The following is an 18,829-nucleotide window of genomic DNA, read 5'->3' as shown; positions in this document are numbered from 1 at the left end:
AGTGGCACAGCGTCCTCATCGCTGTCCGGCGCTGCCCTCCCACGCGCCCACCGGGAAGGCTGTCAGCTGCCCGGGCGGCCAAGGTAGGCCAGCTGGGCCCGCACGGACAGCTCCGCGGCTCCCCAGAGCACGGGGTCCACGTCGGCGTACACCGCCTCGACCACCGCGCGGGCGAGGTCCTCCCGCGCCGGGTCCAGGGTGCGCAGCGCCTCGCGGACCTGCTCCAGCCGCTGCCGGCGGTGCGCGAGGTAGTGGTCGAGGGTGCCGAGCGCGTCGGTGAGCACCGGCCCGTGCCCCGGCCAGACCGCTGCCACCTCCTGGGCCTCCGCGAGCGCGTGCAGCCGCTCCAGCGAGCCCAGGTAGGCACCGAGCCGGCCGTCGGGGTGCGCCACGACCGTGGTGCCCCGGCCGAGCACGGTGTCCCCGGTCAGCACCGCACGCTCCGCGGGCAGCACGAAGGACAGCGAGTCCGAGGTGTGACCCGGGGTGGCCACGACCCGCACCTCCAGCCCGTCGACCTCCACCACGTCGCCGTCGCCGAGGCCCTCCGCGCCCAGCCGGTGGGCCGGGTCGAGGGCACGCACCCCGCAGCCCATCCGCTCCGCGAAGGAGCGGGCCGCCTCGGAGTGGTCGGCGTGCCCGTGCGTGAGCAGCACGACCGCGACCTCCCCCGCGGCGTCCGCGACCGCGTCGAGGTGCCCGGCGTGCTCGGGCCCGGGGTCGACCACGACGCTGCGCCGCGCCCCCGGCTCGCGCAGCACCCAGGTGTTGGTGCCGTCGAGGGTCATGATGTTCGCGTTCGGCGCGAGCACGCAGCGGGCGCGCTCGCCGAAGGCTCCCCCGGCCCAGCTCACGGCTCGGCCCGGGCCATCCGTGTGCGGACCTGCTCGCCGAGGGCGACCAGCCGGTCGGGGATGGTCAGGTAGGCCTCGTCGCCGTCGAGCTCCGCGGTCGGCTCGACCGGCACCAGGTCCTGCCGTTCCGCGGACGCCAGTGCCTCGGCCGGGGTGGTGGCGTCGTAGAGCTCCAGGCAGGTGCAGTACGTCGGCGGCAGCATGAGCATGTCCCCGGCGTCGACCGCGGTGATCGCCTCGTGCACCGGGAGCCAGGTCACCTCGTCCGACTCGGTGGACACGTCGCGGGTGACCTGGCCCGCGGGCAGCTCGGCGACGAAGAACCACGCCCGGAACCGCCGGGGCTCGAAGACCGGGGTCAGCCAGGAGCCCCACGGCCGGAGGAGGTCGCTGCGCAGCCGGAGCCCGCGCTGCGCGAGGAAGTCGGTGAAGGAGAGCTCGCGAGCCTCGAGCCGGCGACGGTCCTCCTCCCAGTCCGGGCCGGTCGTGTCCGCGACGACCGAGTCCTCGGTGGGCCCGGCGAACAGCACCCCGGACTCCTCGAAGGTCTCCCGCACCGCGGCGCACACCAGCGCCCGCGCGAGGGCCTCGTCGGCGCCGAGCAGGCCGGCCCACTGCGCCGGCGTCGGCCCCACCCAGTCGACCTCGTGGTCGAAGTCGCGCGGGTCGACCCCGCCCCCGGGGAAGACGCACATCCCCGCCGCGAACGCCATGTCGACATGGCGACGAAGCAGGTACACCTCCAGCGACCCGGGCCCGGCCGAGGCACCGTCGCGCAGCAGCACGACGGTCGAGGCGTTGCGGGGCTCCGCGGGCGTCCTCGTGCCGTCGGCGTACGCCTTGACCTGGTCGACGATGTCGCGCGGGAGCCGCCGCGTGGCGTCCATGCCGGCCTCAGACCTCGACGAGCAGCTCGACCTCGACCGGCGCGTCGAGCGGGAGCACCGGCACGCCCACGGCCGACCGGGCGTGCTGCCCCGCCTCGCCGAAGACCTCGCCGAAGAGCTCCGAGGCGCCGTTGGCGACACCGGGCTGGCCGGTGAAGTCAGGGGTGGAGGCCACGAACGCGACGACCTTGACGATCCGCTTCACCTGGGAGAGGTCGCCGATCTCGGCGCGGACCGCGGCGAGCGCGTTGAGCGCGCACTGGCGGGCGCACTCGACGGCCTCCTCGGCGGTGACCTCGCCACCGACCTTGCCGGTGGTGATCAGCCGGCCCTCGCGCATCGGCAGCTGGCCGGAGGTGAACACGTAGCTCCCGGTCCGGACCGCGGGCACGTAGGCGGCGACCGGCTTGGCCACCTCCGGCACGGCCAGCCCCATCGCCTCGAGCCGCTCCTCCGGGGTGCTCACCGTGCTCACGCCTTCTCGCGCTTGAAGTAGGCGACCAGGTTCTCCGGGTTCATCCCGGGGACGATCTGGACGAGCTCCCAGCCGTCCTCGCCGAAGTTGTCGAGGATCTGCTTGGTCGCGTGCACGAGAACCGGAGCGGTGAGGTATTCCCATTTGGTCATGCTGGCGAGCCTAGTGGCACCCGGCGCGGCCGGTAGGTTGAGGTCGTGGATCCCGCAGACGTGCTGACCCGTCCCTCGGACCTGCCCGACGTGGTCGTCCGGTACGGCGACCACGCCGACGCGGTGCTCGACCTGCACCTCCCCCCACGACGCGTCGGCGCCCCTGCCCCCGCGAGCCCGCTCCTGGTGTTCGTCCACGGGGGCTTCTGGCGGGCGGCGTACGACCGGACCCACACCCGCCCGTTGGCTGAGGCCCTCGCCGCGCAGGGGTTCGTCGTGGCCACCCCGGAGTACCGCCGGGTCGGCAGCCCCGGTGACCTCGCCGGCGGCTGGCCGGCCACCGCCGACGACGTCCGCGCCGCGGTGGCCGCGCTGCCCGGGCTGCTCGACGGGCTGGGGGTCCCGGTGACCACGACCACGGTGGCCGGGCACTCCGCCGGCGGGCACCTGGCCCTGTGGCTGGCGAACGAGCCGCTGCCCCTGCACCGGGTGGTCGCCCTCGCCCCGGTCGGGGACCTGCGCGCGGCGGCGGCCGCCGGGCTCGGCGACGGGGCGGTCGAGGCGTTCCTCGGCGGCACCCCCGACGAGGTGCCCGAGCGGTACGACGCGGCCGACCCGGCGACCCGGCTCGCGCCCCGCCCGGCCTGCCCGGTGACCGTCGTGCACGGCGCCGACGACGCGCAGGTCCCCGTCGGGAACTCCCGGGGCCTGGCGCGGCGGCACCCGTTCGTCGACCTCCGGGTGCTCGACGGGACGGACCACTTCGCGGTGATCGACCCGCACTCGCCGGCCTGGCCGGTCGTGCTCTCGGCCGTCCGGGGCGAGTGAGACGCTGGAAGCATGCAGCACACGCCCTCACGGTCCCGGTCCGTCGCGGTCGTCGGCGCCGGTCCGGCCGGCACCACGCTGGCGCTCGGCCTGCTGCAGCACGGCTGCGCGGTCACGCTGGTCTCCGACCGCACCGCGGAGGAGATCCGCACCGGGACGGTGATGTCGAGCCAGATCACCTTCGAGTCCGCGCTCGAGGTGGAGGCGTCCCTCGGCGTCACGGACCTGCTGCCGCTCTCCCCGCCGCTGGGCCGGATGTCCTACGACACCCGACGGCTCGACGGCTCGACCGCCGCGTTCGCCGTACCCCTGGACACCCCCGCGCGGTCGGTCGACCTGCGGCTCAAGGTGCCCGCCCTGCTCGAGGAGATCGAGCGTCTGGGCGGGAAGGTCGTGGTCCGCAGCGCCGGCGTCGAGGACGTCGAGGACCTCGCCCGCACCCACGACCTGGTGGTCGTCTCCACCGGCCGCGGGGGCCTGGTCCAGCTGTTCGAGACCGACGCCGACCACACGCCGTACGACGCCCCGCAGCGGGTCGCGGCGCTGACCTACCTGACCGGCGTCGAGCCGGACCCGGCCGGCCCCGGGCTCCGCTACCACTCGGTGGAGGGCGTCGGCGAGTGCTTCACCTGCCCCGGCCTCACGGTGGGCGGACCGTGCGACATCTTCGTGGTCGAGGCCGTGCCCGGCGGTCCGCTCGACGTGTGGGGGGACGTCAGCTCCCCCGAGGAGCACCTGGCCCGGCTGCGCGACGCGCTCGCGGAGCACTTCCCGCAGGAGGCCGAGCGGGTCCGTGGCGCGTCGCTCGCCGACGGCAACGGCGTCCTGCGCGGGAGCTTCACCCCCGTCGTACGCCGCCCCGTCGGCACCCTGCCGTCCGGGGCCCGGGTCCTGGGGATGGCCGACGTGGTGGTGCTCAACGACCCGCTCACCAGCCAGGGCTCGAACAACGCGATCAAGTCCGCGTCGTTCTACCTGGAGGCGATCACCGCCCACGACGGGCCGTTCGACGCCGCCTGGATGCAGCGCACCTTCGACCACTTCTGGCGCGGCTGGGCGCAGTGGGCGTGTGCGTGGACCAACTCCTGGCTGCGGCCCTCGGAGCCGCACCAGCGCGAGGTGGTCGACGCGGCCGTGCGGCACCCCGGGGTCGCCGCGCAGATCGTGGCCGGCTTCGACGACGCCCGGCTGTTCAGCCCGTGGTGGTTCGACGCCGACGCGGCCCGGGCCTTCGTCGCGGAGCAGGTCGCCACCGAGTCGGCCCGGTTCGACCCGCGCGACCTGCGCCGGGCGCTCGGCCAGTACGCCACCGGCGTGACCGTGGTGACCTGCGAGGACGACGAGGGCCGGCGCTGGGGGATGACCGCGAACTCGTTCACGTCGGTCTCCCTCAACCCGCCGCTGGTGCTCTGGGCAGCGGCGAAGAGCTCGCCGTCGCTGCCGGCGTTCCTGGCCGCGGACCGGTTCGCCGTGAACGTGCTCGCCTCGGACCAGCACCACCTCTCGCGCCAGTTCTCCACGTCGGGCGCGGAGAAGTTCGAGGGGGTGACGCTGGTGCCGGCCGACGAGCTCGCCGAGCAGCCCGGCGCCGCCGCCGTACGCCCGCCGGTGCTCGAGGGCACGGTCGCCCACTTCGCGTGTCGGCGGACCGATCTGGTCGACGCCGGGGACCACGTGGTGCTCTTCGGGGAGATCGAGGCGTACGACGCCCCCGGTGGCGAGCCGCTGGTGTTCCACTCCGGGTCCTACCGGCTCGCCACGAAGCACCCGGACCTGTAGCCCGGGGCAGGGGGTCAGGCCAGCTTCGGCTCGGTCTTCTCGCGGACCTCGTCCTCGCTGACACCGGGCGCGAGCTCGACGAGCCTGAGGCCCTCGGGGGTCACGTCGATGACGGCGAGGTCGGTGATGATCCGCTGCACGACACCCTTGCCGGTGTAGGGCAGGGAGCACTCGTTGACGATCTTGTAGGAGCCGTCCTTGGCGACGTGCTCCATCAGCACGATCACCCGCTTGGCGCCGTGGACCAGGTCCATCGCGCCGCCCATCCCCTTGACCATCTTGCCGGGGATCATCCAGTTCGCGATGTCGCCGGCGGCGGAGACCTGCATGGCCCCGAGGATCGCGGCGTCGATCTTGCCGCCGCGGATCATCCCGAAGGAGGTCGCGGAGTCGAAGAACGACGCGCCCCGCCGCAGCGTGACGGTCTCCTTGCCGGCGTTGATCAGGTCCGGGTCCTCCTCCCCCTCATAGGGGTAGGCGCCCACGCCGAGGATGCCGTTCTCCGACTGCAGGACCAGCTCCACGTGCTCGCCGACGTAGTTCGGCACCATCGTCGGCAGGCCGATCCCCAGGTTGACGTACGAACCGTCCTTCAGCTCCGAGGCCGCGCGGGCGGCCATCTCCTCACGAGACCAGGCCATCTCAGGCACCGCCTTCCGTCTGCGCCGACCCGGTCCCCGGGCGGGGACGCACCGTCCGCTTCTCGATCCGCTTGTCCGCGGCCTGCTCCGGCGTCAGCGCGACCACGCGCTGCACGAAGACACCGGGCGTGTGCACGTCGTTGGGGTCCAGCTCACCGGGCTCCACCAGGTGCTCGACCTCGGCGACCGTGACTCGGCCGCACATCGCGGCGAGCGGGTTGAAGTTGCGGGCGGAGTCGCGGAAGACCAGGTTGCCGTGCCGGTCGCCCTTCCAGGCCCGGACCAGGCCGAAGTCGGCCACGATCGCGGTCTCGAGCACGAAGTCCTTGGCGCCCTCGGCGGTCTCGAACGTGCGGACCTCCTTGGCCGGCGAGGCCACGGTCACGTTGCCCTCGGTGTCGTAGCGCCACGGGAGGCCGCCCTCGGCGACCTGGGTGCCGACACCGGTCGCGGTGAAGAACGCCGGGATGCCCGAGCCGCCGGCCCGCATCCGCTCGGCGAGGGTGCCCTGCGGGGTCAGCTCGACCTCGAGCTCACCGTGCAGGTACTGGCGCGCGAACTCCTTGTTCTCCCCCACGTAGGAGGAGATCATCCGGCGGATCCGCTTGGCGTAGAGCAGCTTGCCGAGACCCCACTCGTCGACGCCACAGTTGTTCGACACCGCCTCCAGCTCGTCCGCACCCTGCTCCAGCAGTGCCTCGATCAACACCGATGGAATGCCGCACAACCCGAAGCCACCCACCGCGAGCGAAGAACCGCTCCCGATGTCGGCCACGGCCTCCGCAGCACTCGCGACGACCTTGTCCACGAACCCGCCTCCTCGACACCTGTCCGCACCGCCGGTACGGCGACACGCTCGACGACTGCGATCCTAGCCACGCCCGGTCCCGCCCGAGATGCCCCGCCTCCACACAACCGACCCGGGCCCATGAGCCCGGGCCACATGAGTGGGGCGCACCGCTGACGATCCGTGGGGGCCCCGCGTAGGCTCCGAACGTGTCCTCAACAACGCCGAACGAGACCGACTGGGAAGACGTGCTGCTGCACGTCGTGACCGGCAAGGGCGGCACCGGGAAGACCACGGTCGCCGCCGCCCTCGCCCTCGCCCTGGCCTCTCGCGGCAAGACCGTGCTCCTGTGCGAGGTCGAGGGCCGCCAGGGCATCGCGCAGCTCTTCGACGTGCCCCCGCTCCCCTACGAGGAGCGCCGGGTCGCCAGCGGGCCCAACGACGGCGGCGACGTCTACGCGCTCGCGATCGAGCCGGAGGCGGCGCTGCTGGAGTACCTCGACATGTACTACCGGCTCGGCCGCGCCGGGAAAGCGCTCGACCGGTTCGGGGTGGTCGACTTCGCGACCACGATCGCCCCGGGCGTGCGCGACGTGCTGCTGACCGGGAAGGTGTACGAGGCGGCCTACCGCAACAAGCGGAGCAAGGGTGCCCGCCGGTACGACGCGATCGTGCTCGACGCGCCCCCGACCGGCCGGATCGCCCAGTTCCTCAACGTCAACAGCGAGCTGGCGGGCCTGGCGAAGGTCGGCCCGATCCGCACCCAGGCCGACAGCATCATGACCCTGCTGCGCTCCCCGCGGACCGCGGTGCACCTGGTCACCGTGCTGGAGGACATGCCGGTGCAGGAGACCGCGGACGGCATCGCCGAGCTGCACGCCGCGAAGCTGCCCGTCGGTGGGGTGGTGGTGAACCTGGTGCGCAGCAACGAGCTCGACGACGAGGCCCGCGACCAGGCGGTCGAGGACGGCCTCCCCCGCGGGCTGATCGAGGAGGACCTGCGGCGGGTCGGCATCGAGCCGACCGGCACCATGCTCGACGGGCTGCTCACCGAGGCCCGCGAGCACGCCGAGCGGCGTGACCTCGAGGACGAGCAGCGCAAGCGCATCAACGAGCTCGACGTAGACACCTACGAGCTGCCCCGGCTGACCGACGGGATCGACCTCGGCGGTCTCTACGAGCTGGCGGCGGACCTCTGCGAACAGGGGATGGCATGAGCAGGCAACGGTCCAGCAGCCGGGTCGGACCGCTGGCGGGCAAGCCGCACGCGTCGCCGCCGCTCGACGTCGACGCGCTCCTCGACGACCGGGGGACGAACATCATCGTGTGCTGCGGCTCGGGCGGGGTCGGCAAGACCACCACGGCCGCGGCGCTCGCGCTCCGGGCCGCCGAGCGCGGCCGCAAGGTCGTCGTGCTGACCATCGACCCGGCGCGCCGGCTGGCGCAGTCCATGGGCATCGAGGTCCTCGACAACACGCCGCGGCCGGTGCCCGGCGTGGCCGAGCGGGCCAAGGACGTCGGCGGCACCCTCGACGCGATGATGCTCGACATGAAGCGGACCTTCGACGAGGTCGTCGAGGGTCAGGCGAGCCCCGAGAAGGCGGCCCAGATCCTGGCCAACCCCTTCTACCAGGCGCTCTCGAGCTCGTTCGCGGGCACGCAGGAGTACATGGCCATGGAGAAGCTCGGCCAGCTCCACAAGGACGCACGGAAGTCGGGTCGCTGGGACCTGATCGTGGTGGACACCCCGCCCTCGCGCTCGGCGCTGGACTTCCTCGACGCGCCCGAGCGGCTCTCCAGCTTCCTCGACGGCCGGTTCATCCGGATCCTCCTGGCGCCGGCGAAGGGCCCGGCGCGGCTGATGACGGCCGGGCTGAGCGTGGTCACGAACGCGCTGACGAAGGTGCTCGGCGCGCAGGTGCTGCGCGACATGCAGAGCTTCATCGCCGCGTTCGACACCCTCTTCGGCGGCTTCCGGGCGCGCGCGCAGAAGACGTTCGAGCTGCTCCAGGCCGACGGCACGGCGTTCCTCGTGGTCGCCGCGCCCGAGCCGGACGCGCTGCGCGAGGCGGCGTACTTCGTCGAGCGCCTGGAGGAGGAGCACATGCCGCTGGCCGGGCTGGTGGTGAACCGGGCCAACCGGGTCCCGACCGGCGGGCTCTCACGCGACCAGGCGCTGGCCGCCGCGGAGCGGCTGGACGCCGAGCCCGACGCGGACGCGTCGAGCCCGGTGACGGCCGGTCTGCTCCGGCTGCACGCGGACCGCACCCGGTTGGTTGCGCGGGAGACGCACCTGCGTCAGCGGTTCGCCGCGGCGCACCCGCACGTGCCCGCGGCGGTCATGCCGGCCCTGTCGACCGACGTGCACGACCTCGACGGGCTGCGGCTCGTCGGCGACCTGCTGACCGGCTGAGGAGCCCCTCAGGCCGACGCGGTGATCGCGCTGATGGTGGCGACGTGGTCGGCCTTCGCCGTCTCGAGCAGACGACGCCAGGAGGTCACGTTCGGACGCTTGCGGAGCAGCGCACGGCGCTCACGCTCGGTCATGCCGCCCCACACGCCCCACTCGATCTCGTTGTCGAGGGCCTCGGCGAGGCACTCGGTGCGGACCGGGCACCCGGCGCACAGCTGCTTGGCGCGGTTCTGGGCAGCGCCCCGGACGAACAGCTCGTCGGGCCGGGTCTCGTTGCACAGAGCCTTGGTCGCCCAGTCGTCGTTCCACGTCATGATGTCTGTTCCCTCCGAGAATAGACCCGCCCCACGCCCCCCGTGGTTGCTGAGTCATGCCCCTCACGACAAAGGTAAAGAAGTCGCAACGGGCGAAACAGACACAGAGGGAGCAACTTCGCATAGTCACAAATAACTATTCGCCCCGTGCCGTGCGGCTCAGACCATGGCCCCCCCGGGCTCTCCGACCGTAGGCCGGGACGTGCCCGAGCGTACGTGAACCCGCTGGTCCGACGCCCTAGTCCGCGGGTAGCACCTTCGGGCCATTCTCCGGACCGGTCCCGCGACACGCGGAGCGCGATGAGCCGCCGAAGCCACGCGGTTTGCGGTAACGGGACCGCGACAGGGCGGTCCCGTACCCTAGGCAGCATGTCTGCACGCAGAGACGACCGTCTCGGATTCGCCAGCATCCTCTCGCACCTCGGGGTCATGGTGGCCGTGTCCGCGGTCATGGGGGTCCTCGCCGCCGGCCTCGCCATCCCCTTCGCGGGGGTCGCCGGGCTGGGCGCCCGTTCGGTCTCGGAGGGGATGGACTCCCTCCCGGCCGACCTCACCGCGGAGCCGCTCGCGGAGCGCACCCGGCTGCTGGCCCGCGACGGCAGCGTGCTGGCCACCTTCTACGACCAGAACCGGGTCAACGTCCCCCTCGAGCGGGTGGCGCCGATCATGAAGAAGGCGATCATCGCGATCGAGGACTACCGGTACTACGACCACGGCGCCCTCGACCTCAAGGGCACGCTGCGTGCGTTCATCAGCAACCAGGCCGCCGACGGCGTCGTCCAGGGCGGGTCCTCGATCACCCAGCAGATGGTGAAGATGACCCTGATCAACCAGGCCGACACCGCCGAGGAGCAGGCCGCGGCGCAGGCGGACACCTACGAGCGGAAGCTCAACGAGCTGCGCTACGCGGTCGCGTTCGAGGAGAAGTACGACAAGGACTGGATCCTCGAGCGCTACCTCAACATCGCCTACTTCGGCGACGGGGCGTACGGCGTCGAGGCCGCCGCCCGGCACTACTTCTCCACCTCCGCGGCGAAGCTGACCCTGCCCCAGGCGGCGCTGCTCGCCGGCCTCGTGAAGAACCCGACCGGCTACGACCCGACCAACGACAAGGACGAGGCCCGCGAGCGACGCGACGTCGTCCTGGCCCGGATGGCCGAGCTGAACGTGATCTCCCGCTCGGAGCACGACGCCGCCGCCAAGCGGGGCCTAGGCCTCGACATCACCGCGGCCCGCAACGGCTGCGTGTCGTCGTTCGCCCCGTTCTTCTGCGACTACACGCGCGAGTACCTGCTCGCCGACGAGGACCTCGGTCAGACCCGCGAGGCGCGCGAGCAGCGGCTGCTGTCGGGCGGGCTGACGATCAAGACCACGATCGACCCGCGGTTCCAGAAGGCGGCCGACAACTCGGTGGCCGACCACGTGTACCCGACGGACCGGGCCATCGGCGGCCTGGCCAGCGTCGAGCCCGGCACCGGGGAGGTGCGCGCGCTCTCGCAGTCGCGGCCGATGGGCCCGGACAAGAAGAAGGGGCAGACCTTCCTCAACTACGTGGTCCCGCCGGAGTACGGCGACGCCAACGGCTTCCAGGCGGGCTCGACGTTCAAGGCGTTCGTGCTCGCGGCGGCCATCCGCCAGGGCATCTCCCTCTCCACCCAGATCGCGGCGCCGCCGGAGGTGTTCCTCCCGCAGAACCGGTTCCGCACCTGTGGCGGCAACTTCACCAGCACGGAGGTCTGGTCGCCGGAGAACTCCACCGGCTCCGGCACCTACGACCTCTACACCGGCACCCAGCAGTCGGTGAACACCTTCTTCGCTCAGCTCGAGCTGCGCACCGGTCTCTGCGAGCCGGTCAAGCTCGCCCGCAGCATGGGTGTGGACGTCCCCGAGGACCAGGTCTACCCCCCGTTCACTCTGGGCGTGACCAACACCGACCCGCTGACGATGGCCGGCGCCTACGCCACCTTCGCGGCGCGCGGCCTGCACTGCGACAGCCGTCCGGTGACCCAGATCCTGGACAGCACCGGGAAGCTGCTCAAGGAGTACGACAAGGAGTGCAAGCAGGTGCTCCCGAACGACGTCGCGGACGCGGTCAACGACATCCTCCGCGGCGTCCAGGAGCCGGACGAGGGCTTCGGCTACCTCGCCGACCTCGCGCTCGACTCCCCGTCCGCCGCCAAGACGGGCACGATCAACGGGAACATGGCCGTGTGGTTCCTCGGCTACACCCCCGAGCTGGCCACCGCCTCGATGATCGCGGGGGCCAACGGCCTGGGCGAGTGGAAGTCGCTGAACGGCCAGACCATCGGCGGCACCTACGTCGAGGAGGCGTTCGGCAGCACCAACGCCGGACCGATGTGGGGCGACATGATGAAGGTCGTGCAGCGCTGGCTGCCGGACACCAACTTCCGCTCCCCCGACCCGCGCACGATCAAGGGCCAGCAGGTCACCGTGCCCAGCGTCTACGGCTACGAGCCCGACGAGGCGGCCAAGATCCTGCGTGAGGCCGGCCTGTTCCCCCAGATCGGTCCGCTGGTCGACTCCGAGAACGCCTACGGCACCGTGGCGTACCTCGACCCGGCCTCCGGCAGCACGATCGGCTCCGGCAGCTCGGTCACGATCTACCTGTCCGACGGCAGCCCGTACGTGCCGCCGGCACCCGAGCCCGAGCCCGAGCCCGAGCCGGCGCCGCAGCCGGAACCCCAGCCCGCTCCGTCCCCGCAACCGTCCCCGGACAACGGTGGCGGTGGCGGTGGGGGAACCGGCGGCGGTGACGGCGGCGGAACCGGTGGCGGTGGAACCGGCGGTGGCGGAACCGGTGGCGGTGGTGGCGGCGGCGCCACCGACCGGACCCGCTGACACAGACGGCCGGCGTGGGGGCTCACCCCGCGCCGGCCGTCCTCGTTCTCAGGGCTCAGCCGAGCTGGCGGCGGACCTCGGCGGCCACCACGCCGCCGTCGGCCCTGCCCTTGACCTGCGACGAGATCGCGCCCATGACCTTGCCCATGGCGCGCATGCCCTCGGCGGCGGCGCCGGTCTGCGCGATCGCCGAGGTGACGAGGTCCGCGATCTCCTGCTCGGTGAGCGGCGTCGGCAGGTAGTCGGCGATCACCTCTGCCTCCGCCCGCTCCTTGGCGGCCATCTCCGTGCGGCCGGCGGCGTCGAACGCCTCGGCGGCCTCGCGCCGCTTCTTCGACTCGCTGCTGAGCACGGTGACCACGTCCTCGTCGGAGAGCTCCCGGCTCTGCTTGCCGGACACCTCGGCGTTCGTGATCGCGGTCAGGACCATCCGCAGCGTCGACGAGCGCACCTCGTCCCGGGCCTTGATCGCGGCGGTCAGGTCGGTACGCAGGCGGTCCTTGAGCTCACTCATGTGGCCATTGTGGCAGCCTTGTCGGATGCTCCCGACGACCAGCACCAGCCCCAGCCTCCTCTCCCGGCCCGTCGTGCGGGGGCTGGGCGCGGCAGCGCTGCTCGGCGCCGCCGGCCTCGGGTATGCCGCGGGCTACGAGGTCCGGGCGTTCACGTTGCGCCGGGCAGAGCTGCCGGTGCTGCCCGCGGGCAGCGAGCCGCTGAAGGTGCTGCACCTCAGCGACATGCACATGACGCCGTACCAGAAGCGGAAGCAGGCGTGGGTGCACGGGCTCGCGGCGCTCGAGCCGGACCTGGTCGTGAACACCGGTGACAACCTCGCGCACCAGCGGTCGGTGCCCGTCGTGCTCGACGCCCTCGGCGACCTGCTCGACGTGCCGGGCGTGTTCGTCCTCGGCTCCAACGACTACTTCGCACCGTCGACGCGGAACCCGGTCCGCTACCTGCTCCCCGACGACGGCCAGCGCAACACCCACACCCCGGCGCTGCCGTGGCGCGACCTGCGCGACGGCTTCACCGCCCGCGGCTGGCTCGACCTGGACAACCGCCGTGACGAGCTGACCGTGCGGGGTGTCCGGTTCGCCTTCGCGGGTGTCGACGACCCGCACCTGGAGTACGACGACCTCGCGGCCGTCGCGGGACCGGCCGACCCGACGGCCGACGTACGCCTCGGGGTCTGCCACGCGCCGTACCTGCGGGTGCTCGACGCGTTCGCCGGCGACGGGTACGACGCGGTGCTCGCGGGGCACACGCACGGAGGCCAGCTGTGCCTGCCGGTCAAGGGCGCGATCGTCACCAACTGCGACCTCGACCCGGCCCGCGCCAAGGGGCTGCACCGGCACCCGGCCGACTCGCGCCCCGGTGACCCGGCCGGCGCGTGGCTGCACGTGTCCGCCGGCCTGGGCACCTCCCCGTACGTCCCGGTGCGGTTCTGCTGCCGCCCCGAGGCCACCCTGCTCACCCTCACCGCGTGCCCGGCCTGACCCGGTTCGTCCCCCGGACCGGTCCCGGTTTCGTCGCACGCGTGGGGCTCAGGTAGACTCGCGTCGCTCTCGGGCTGTGGCGCAGTTTGGTAGCGCGCGTCGTTCGGGACGACGAGGCCGCAGGTTCAAATCCTGTCAGCCCGACGCGAGAGATCGAGCCCCGGGACATGAGCGATCATGTCCCGGGGCTCGCTGCTTCCCGGTGTGCGCCGGGCTCAGAGGTCGAGCGGTCGCAGCACCTGGCTGATGCCGTGGGCGATCTGCCGGTTCCCCTGGTTGAGGTTCTTGAGCTTGCGGATCAGACGCGGGTTCGCGTCGTTCGTGTCCGCATCCACGAGGAACACCCGTCCGTCCCGCCGCACGTTCACCCGCACGGTGCCGTCCTCGAGCGCCGTGGTCAGCTTCGCGCCGTCGGAGTGCCGGGCGGCCTTGCTGGTGATCACCGCGCCCGGGACGACGTGGTAGAGCAGCACGCTCTCGATGGTGTCGATGTCGGCGGCCGCCGCGAGCTCCGTGAACACCCGCTTCTCGCTGCGGTAGTGCTCGCCGGTGACGTCGAGCACGAGCCGGCGGAACGCCCCGTCAATGGGGGCGAAGGCGGTGAGCTTCACCCGCCCCTTGGCCAGGACCGACACCGGGCTCTTCGGCTTCTCGGCCAGCACCGCGCGGACGGCGTTGTCGAGGATGTCGAAGTCCCGGGAGTTCTTGTCGAAGCCGGCGCCGTCGGCCGCGAGGACCTTGGCGAGGCTGGTCTTGCCGAGCGGGCCCTCCGCCGCCTGTGCCTGTGCCGGGACGGTTGCGGCGACGAGCGCCGAGGATCCCACCGCGAGTGCGGTGAGAGCCGATGTGAGGTGTCGCTTGCGAGTCATGCTGGGGTCTCCCTCCCCTGAGCGTGATTCGTGTGGCGGCTGCCACACGTCTGGGGTTCGGGGTGGCGCAGGGAGCGGATGGGCCGGACCGCTGAAATCTCGCGGGTTCGTGCGGCTGGACCGGACCGGCCGGGGTGACAGGACGGGAGCGAACGGGCATCTCTGGCACACTCGGCCCATGGGCCAGTCCGACGACGACAAGACGGAACCGTCACTCGAGCTCCCCGCGCTCCGGCTCCCGGGCCTCGGACGCCGGAGGAAGGCGACGCTGGCGGGGCCGAGTGACCACGGCACACCGCCCACCACGCCGCCCAGGGCCCCGGCCGCCGTGCCGGCGCGCGAACCGGGACGGCGACGCGCGGTCGAGACGTTCGCGGGGGCCACCACGACGGCCGACCGACCGGAGCGGGCACGGGTCGCGGCCCGCAGCGGCCCCCGCCTGTCCGGCCGGGTGGCGGCGGCCGTCACCGGAGCCGTGGTCGGGTTCGCGGGCGTGCTGCTGACCTTCGCGGCGATGCGCGGCTGTGAGGCGGTCGGCGGCACCAGCAGCTGCGGCGGCCCGGCCGGGTTCTTCCTGCTCGTCGCGATCGTCGCGGTGATGGTGCTGCTCGGCTCGGTGCTGCTCAAGGCGTTCGCGGTGGCCGACGCCGGGAGCACGAGCTTCCTCGCCGTCGGGATCGTCGCCGTGGTGACCATGCTGGTGCTGCTCGACATGGTCTTCTCAGCGTGGACGGCGCTCGTACTGCCCGTGCTCGGCGCCGCGGCGTACCTGCTCGCGCACTGGGTGACCACGCGCTTCGAGGACGAGCCCGCCCGCCACTGAACGTCTGCCCCGCCCGGCTTGGCCCGGAGCCAGCCGCAGCCGTGGATGGAGTCGCTGAGCGACCTGGTCGGGGCAGTCGTGGACGCCTACGTCTCGGGCCGGGTCTCGCCGACCGACCTGGCCGAGGCGGTCGTGGCGCCCCGCCTGGCCTACTGACCGGCCCCGAGGGCGGGGGTCAGGTCGTGGTGAGCTCCTCCGCGAGAAGCTCGGCGATCTGCGCGGCGTTGAGCGCGGCCCCCTTGCGCAGGTTGTCCCCGCACACGAACAGCTCCAGCGTGTTCGGGAAGTCCAGGGCCTGCCGGATCCGGCCCACGAACGTCGGGTCGGCGCCCACCACGTCCACCGGCGTCGGGAAGTCGCCGCTGCCGGGGTCGTCGATCACCACGACGGTCGGTGCCTGCACGAGGGTCGTGCGTGCCTCCTCCACGCTCACCTGCTCCGCGAAGGTCGCGTGCACCACCAGCGAGTGGGTGGTCACCACCGGGACCCGCACACAGGTGGCCGAGACCTTCAGGTCGGGAAGGCCGAGGATCTTCCGGGACTCGTTGCGGACCTTGAGCTCCTCGCTGGTCCACCCGCCGTCCTGGGCGGAGCCGGCCCACGGCACCACGTTGAGCGCCAGCGGCGCCGCGAACGGCGAGCCGGTCTCCCCGAGCTTGTCCTCCACCGCCCGCCGTACGTCGCCCGCGACGGTGCCGAGGGTACGGTCGCCCGCGACCACCTCGAGCTCGTCGTACAGCCGGTCCACGCCGACCTGACCGGCGCCGGAGGCGGCCTGGTACGACGCGACCACGACCGACTCGAGGCTCCACCTGGCGTGCAGCGCGCCGAGCGCGTCCATCATCGTCAGCGTCGTGCAGTTGGGGTTGGACACGATGCCGAGCGGGCGGTTGCGCACCGTGCCGGCGTTGACCTCCGGCACCACGAGCGGGACGTCGGGGTCCATCCGGAACGCGCCCGAGTTGTCCACGACCACCGCGCCACGGGACACCGCGATCGGGGCCCACTCCCGGGCCACGTCGTCGGGGACGTCGAACATCGCCACGTCCACCCCGTCGAACACCTTCTCCGAGAGCGCGTGGACGAGCACGTCCTCACCCCGCACCCGCAGCTTCTTGCCGGCCGAGCGCTTGGACGCGACCAGCCGGATCTCGCCCCACACGTCGGCGCGCTGGGACAGCAGCTGCAGCATGACCGCGCCCACCGCACCGGTGGCTCCGACGACGGCCAGGGTGGGCCGACGGACGGTCACGAGGAGAGGTCGCGCGCGACGAGCTCCGCCAGCTGCACGGTGTTGAGCGCGGCACCCTTGCGCAGGTTGTCGTTGCTGATGAACAGCGCGAGGCCCCGCTCGTCGTCGACCCCGGGGTCCTGCCGGATCCGGCCGACGAAGCTCGGGTCGGCGCCCGCGGCCTGGAGCGGCGTCGGGATGTCCGAGAGCTGCACGCCGGGGGTGTCGGCGAGGATCTCGGTGGCCCGCTTGGCCGACAGCGGTCGGGCGAACTCGGCGTTGATCGCGAGCGAGTGGCCGGTGAAGACCGGGACCCGGACGCAGATCCCCGACACCCGCAGGTCGGGGATGCCGAGGATCTTGCGGCTCTCGTTCCGGAGCTTCTGCTCCTCGTCGGTCTCGCCGCTGCCGTCGTCGACCAGCGAGCCGGCCAGGGGCAGCACGTTGAAGGCGATGGTCCGGGCGTACGTCGACGAGGCCGGGAAGTCCACGGCGCCCCCGTCGTGCGCCAGGCCCGCGGCGTCCTCGCCCGCGGCCCGCACCTGGCCGTCGAGCTCGGCCACCCCGGCCACGCCGCTGCCGGACACGGCCTGGTACGTGCTCGCCACCAGCCGGACCAGGCCGGCCTCGTCGTGCAGGGGCTTGAGCACCGGCATCGCGGCCATCGTGGTGCAGTTCGGGTTGGCGATGATGCCCTTGCGGGCCTCACGGACCGCCGCGGGGTTGACCTCCGAGACGACCAGCGGCACGTCGGGGTCCATCCGCCAGGCCGAGGAGTTGTCGACCACGACGGCGCCGGCGGCCGCGAACTTCGGGGCCAGCGCGCGCGAGGTGGCGCCGCCGGCGGAGAACAGCGCGATGTCGAGGCCGCTCGGGTCCGCGGTGGCGGCGTCCTCGACGACGACCTGCCGGCCGCCCCACTCGATCGTGGTGCCCGCGGAGCGCGCCGAGGCGAAGAACCGGATGTCGGAGACGGGGAAGTCGCGCTCGAGCAGGATGCGGCGCATCACCGCGCCGACCTGACCGGTGGCGCCGACGATGCCGAGCCGCACCCCCTGTCCCGCGGGGCTCACCGGCCGGTCCCGCCGTAGACCACGGCCTCGACCTCGTCGGAGTCGAGCTCGAAGGCGGTGTGGGTGGCGCTGACCGCGTCGTCCACCTGCGCCTCGTCGACGATCACCGAGATCCGGATCTCGGAGGTGGAGATCATCTCGATGTTCACGCCGGCGGCGGCGAGCGCCGCGAAGAACTTCGCGGTCACACCCGGGTGCGAGCGCATGCCGGCGCCGATCAGCGAGACCTTCCCGATCCGGTCGTCGTACAGCAGGGAGTCGTAGCCGACCTCATCCTTGAGCCGGGCGAGCGCGCTCATCGCGACCTGGCCGTCGTCGCGGGGCAGCGTGAAGGAGATGTCGGTCAGGTTCGTGCTGGCCGCGGAGACGTTCTGCACGATCATGTCGAGGTTGATCTGCGCCTCGGAGAGCGCCTCGAAGATCCGGGCCGCCTCGCCCACCTTGTCGGGCACCCCGACCACGGTGATCTTGGCTTCGCTGCGGTCGTGCGCGACGCCGGCGATGATGGCCTGTTCCATGTCCTCTACCTCAACCTCGTGGTCGGCGATCCAGGTCCCGGTCTTCTGGCTGAAGGAGGACCGCACGTGGATCGGCATCTGGTACCGGCGGGCGTACTCCACGCACCGCAGGTGAAGGATCTTCGCGCCGCAGGCCGCCATCTCCAGCATCTCCTCGTAGGAGATGCGGTCGCGCTTACGGGCACTCGCGACGATCCGCGGGTCGGCGGTGAACACGCCGTCGACGTCGCTGTAGATCTCGCACACGTCGGCACGCAGCGCGGCGGCGAGCGCCACCGCGGTCGTGTCGGAGCCGCCGCGGCCGAGCGTGGTGATGTCCTTGGTGTCCTGGCTGACGCCCTGGAAGCCGGCGACGATCGCGACCGCGCCGCTCTGCAGCGCCTTCTCGATCCGGCCGGGCGTCACGTCGATGATCTTCGCCTTGCCGTGGGCGCCGTCGGTGATCACGCCTGCCTGGCTGCCGGTGAACGACCGGGCCTCCTGGCCGAGGTTGCCGATGGCCATCGCGAGCAGCGCCATCGAGATGCGCTCGCCCGCGGTGAGCAGCATGTCGAGCTCGCGCCCGGCGGGCAGCGGCGACACCTGCTCGGCGAGGTCGATGAGCTCGTCGGTGGTGTCGCCCATCGCGGACACCACGACGACGACGTCGTTTCCTGCCTTCTTGGCCTCGACGATCCGCTGGGCTACTCGCTTGATGCCCTCGGCGTCGGCCACGGAGGAGCCGCCGTACTTCTGCACGACAATGCCCACGGTTCTCCTCGAGATCTGGTCGGTTCCAACCCGGCCGATTCTAGCGGCGCAGGTGTACGGCGCCGACCGGCCGCCGTATC

At 72.4% G+C, this 18,829-nt stretch carries 19 protein-coding genes and 1 tRNA gene; 8 read left to right on the top strand and 12 right to left on the bottom strand.

From position 1 onward, the window contains the following. Positions 1-62 precede the first annotated feature (62 nt). The 4 genes from K1X13_RS06110 to sp36 all read right to left on the bottom strand — a co-directional run bounded on the left by K1X13_RS06110 (position 63) and on the right by sp36 (position 2,368). Positions 63-788: an MBL fold metallo-hydrolase gene (locus tag K1X13_RS06110; RefSeq protein WP_225914819.1), complete on the bottom strand. Its 726-nt coding sequence runs from the start codon at positions 786-788 to the stop codon at positions 63-65. Between the two features lie 62 nt (positions 789-850). After that, on the bottom strand, positions 851-1,741 hold the full coding sequence (locus K1X13_RS06105) for an NUDIX hydrolase (protein WP_221024073.1): 891 nt from the start codon (positions 1,739-1,741) through the stop codon (positions 851-853). Between the two features lie 7 nt (positions 1,742-1,748). Then, entirely contained in the window at positions 1,749-2,207 is a 459-nt protein-coding gene (locus K1X13_RS06100; RefSeq protein WP_221024608.1) for a RidA family protein, read from the bottom strand. Between the two features lie 5 nt (positions 2,208-2,212). Beyond that, complete coding sequence (sp36, locus tag K1X13_RS06095) at positions 2,213-2,368, bottom strand: Sp36 family protein (RefSeq protein WP_221024072.1); 156 nt, start codon at positions 2,366-2,368, stop codon at positions 2,213-2,215. Between the two features lie 45 nt (positions 2,369-2,413). Here sp36 and K1X13_RS06090 point away from each other — a divergent pair, with 45 nt between their 5' ends. Further along, on the top strand, positions 2,414-3,196 hold the full coding sequence (locus tag K1X13_RS06090) for an alpha/beta hydrolase family protein (protein ID WP_221024071.1): 783 nt from the start codon (positions 2,414-2,416) through the stop codon (positions 3,194-3,196). A 12-nt stretch (positions 3,197-3,208) separates the two neighbouring features. Continuing rightward, positions 3,209-4,975, top strand: a complete 1,767-nt coding sequence (locus K1X13_RS06085; RefSeq protein WP_221024070.1) for a flavin reductase — start codon at positions 3,209-3,211, stop codon at positions 4,973-4,975. Positions 4,976-4,989: 14 nt separating this feature from the next. On the opposite strand, the gene K1X13_RS06080 is transcribed toward K1X13_RS06085, so the two are convergent. Together K1X13_RS06080 and K1X13_RS06075 are read right to left on the bottom strand one after the other, a co-directional pair. Then, positions 4,990-5,616, bottom strand: a complete 627-nt coding sequence (locus K1X13_RS06080; protein WP_221024069.1) for a CoA transferase subunit B — start codon at positions 5,614-5,616, stop codon at positions 4,990-4,992. A gap of 1 nt (position 5,617) precedes the next feature. Next, positions 5,618-6,424, bottom strand: a complete 807-nt coding sequence (locus K1X13_RS06075; RefSeq protein WP_221024068.1) for a CoA transferase subunit A — start codon at positions 6,422-6,424, stop codon at positions 5,618-5,620. 188 nt (positions 6,425-6,612) lie between these two features. On the opposite strand from K1X13_RS06075, the gene bagA reads away from it, so the two are divergent. Together bagA and bagB are read left to right on the top strand one after the other, a co-directional pair. After that, positions 6,613-7,620, top strand: coding sequence for an ATPase BagA (gene bagA / locus K1X13_RS06070; RefSeq protein WP_221024067.1), 1,008 nt, complete (start codon positions 6,613-6,615; stop codon positions 7,618-7,620). After that, complete coding sequence (gene bagB, locus K1X13_RS06065) at positions 7,617-8,816, top strand: ArsA family ATPase (protein ID WP_221024066.1); 1,200 nt, start codon at positions 7,617-7,619, stop codon at positions 8,814-8,816. Before bagA ends, bagB begins: the two co-directional genes overlap by 4 nt. 8 nt (positions 8,817-8,824) lie before the next feature. On the opposite strand, the gene K1X13_RS06060 is transcribed toward bagB, so the two are convergent. Beyond that, entirely contained in the window at positions 8,825-9,130 is a 306-nt protein-coding gene (locus tag K1X13_RS06060) for a WhiB family transcriptional regulator (protein ID WP_221024065.1), read from the bottom strand. A gap of 369 nt (positions 9,131-9,499) precedes the next feature. On the opposite strand from K1X13_RS06060, the gene K1X13_RS06055 reads away from it, so the two are divergent. After that, positions 9,500-11,989, top strand: a complete 2,490-nt coding sequence (locus K1X13_RS06055; RefSeq protein WP_221024064.1) for a transglycosylase domain-containing protein — start codon at positions 9,500-9,502, stop codon at positions 11,987-11,989. 55 nt (positions 11,990-12,044) lie between these two features. On the opposite strand, the gene K1X13_RS06050 is transcribed toward K1X13_RS06055, so the two are convergent. Continuing rightward, positions 12,045-12,503 carry a GatB/YqeY domain-containing protein gene (locus K1X13_RS06050; protein ID WP_221024063.1) on the bottom strand — a complete coding sequence of 153 codons (459 nt, stop codon included), beginning with the start codon at positions 12,501-12,503 and terminating at the stop codon, positions 12,045-12,047. 25 nt (positions 12,504-12,528) lie between these two features. Between K1X13_RS06050 and K1X13_RS06045 the strand changes: the two genes are divergently transcribed. Both K1X13_RS06045 and K1X13_RS06040 read left to right on the top strand, forming a co-directional pair. Next, on the top strand, positions 12,529-13,485 hold the full coding sequence (locus tag K1X13_RS06045; protein WP_221024062.1) for a metallophosphoesterase: 957 nt from the start codon (positions 12,529-12,531) through the stop codon (positions 13,483-13,485). Between the two features lie 70 nt (positions 13,486-13,555). Further along, positions 13,556-13,629: transfer RNA gene (locus K1X13_RS06040), tRNA-Pro, on the top strand. A gap of 71 nt (positions 13,630-13,700) precedes the next feature. Here K1X13_RS06040 and K1X13_RS06035 read toward each other — a convergent pair. Continuing rightward, positions 13,701-14,354 carry a fasciclin domain-containing protein gene (locus tag K1X13_RS06035; RefSeq protein ID WP_221024061.1) on the bottom strand — a complete coding sequence of 218 codons (654 nt, stop codon included), beginning with the start codon at positions 14,352-14,354 and terminating at the stop codon, positions 13,701-13,703. 178 nt (positions 14,355-14,532) lie between these two features. Here K1X13_RS06035 and K1X13_RS06030 point away from each other — a divergent pair, with 178 nt between their 5' ends. Then, a complete protein-coding gene (locus tag K1X13_RS06030; RefSeq protein WP_221024060.1) occupies positions 14,533-15,177 on the top strand; it encodes a hypothetical protein in 645 nt (214 codons plus the stop codon). A gap of 175 nt (positions 15,178-15,352) precedes the next feature. Here the strand turns inward: K1X13_RS06030 and K1X13_RS06025 are convergent, their stop codons facing one another. The 3 genes from K1X13_RS06025 to K1X13_RS06015 form a co-directional block, all read right to left on the bottom strand. Beyond that, positions 15,353-16,369, bottom strand: coding sequence for an aspartate-semialdehyde dehydrogenase (locus K1X13_RS06025; RefSeq protein WP_221024607.1), 1,017 nt, complete (start codon positions 16,367-16,369; stop codon positions 15,353-15,355). A gap of 56 nt (positions 16,370-16,425) precedes the next feature. Continuing rightward, positions 16,426-17,415 carry an aspartate-semialdehyde dehydrogenase gene (locus tag K1X13_RS06020; RefSeq protein ID WP_225914814.1) on the bottom strand — a complete coding sequence of 330 codons (990 nt, stop codon included), beginning with the start codon at positions 17,413-17,415 and terminating at the stop codon, positions 16,426-16,428. Between the two features lie 62 nt (positions 17,416-17,477). Beyond that, positions 17,478-18,749, bottom strand: a complete 1,272-nt coding sequence (locus K1X13_RS06015) for an aspartate kinase (RefSeq protein WP_221024059.1) — start codon at positions 18,747-18,749, stop codon at positions 17,478-17,480. Between the last annotated feature and the right edge of the window lie 80 nt (positions 18,750-18,829).

The organism is Nocardioides jiangsuensis (genome assembly GCF_019679455.1).
Lineage (GTDB): Bacteria > Actinomycetota > Actinomycetes > Propionibacteriales > Nocardioidaceae > Nocardioides_C > Nocardioides_C jiangsuensis.
Note: the sequence above shows the minus strand (reverse complement) of the source record. Positions and strands in the feature narration are given on the sequence as shown.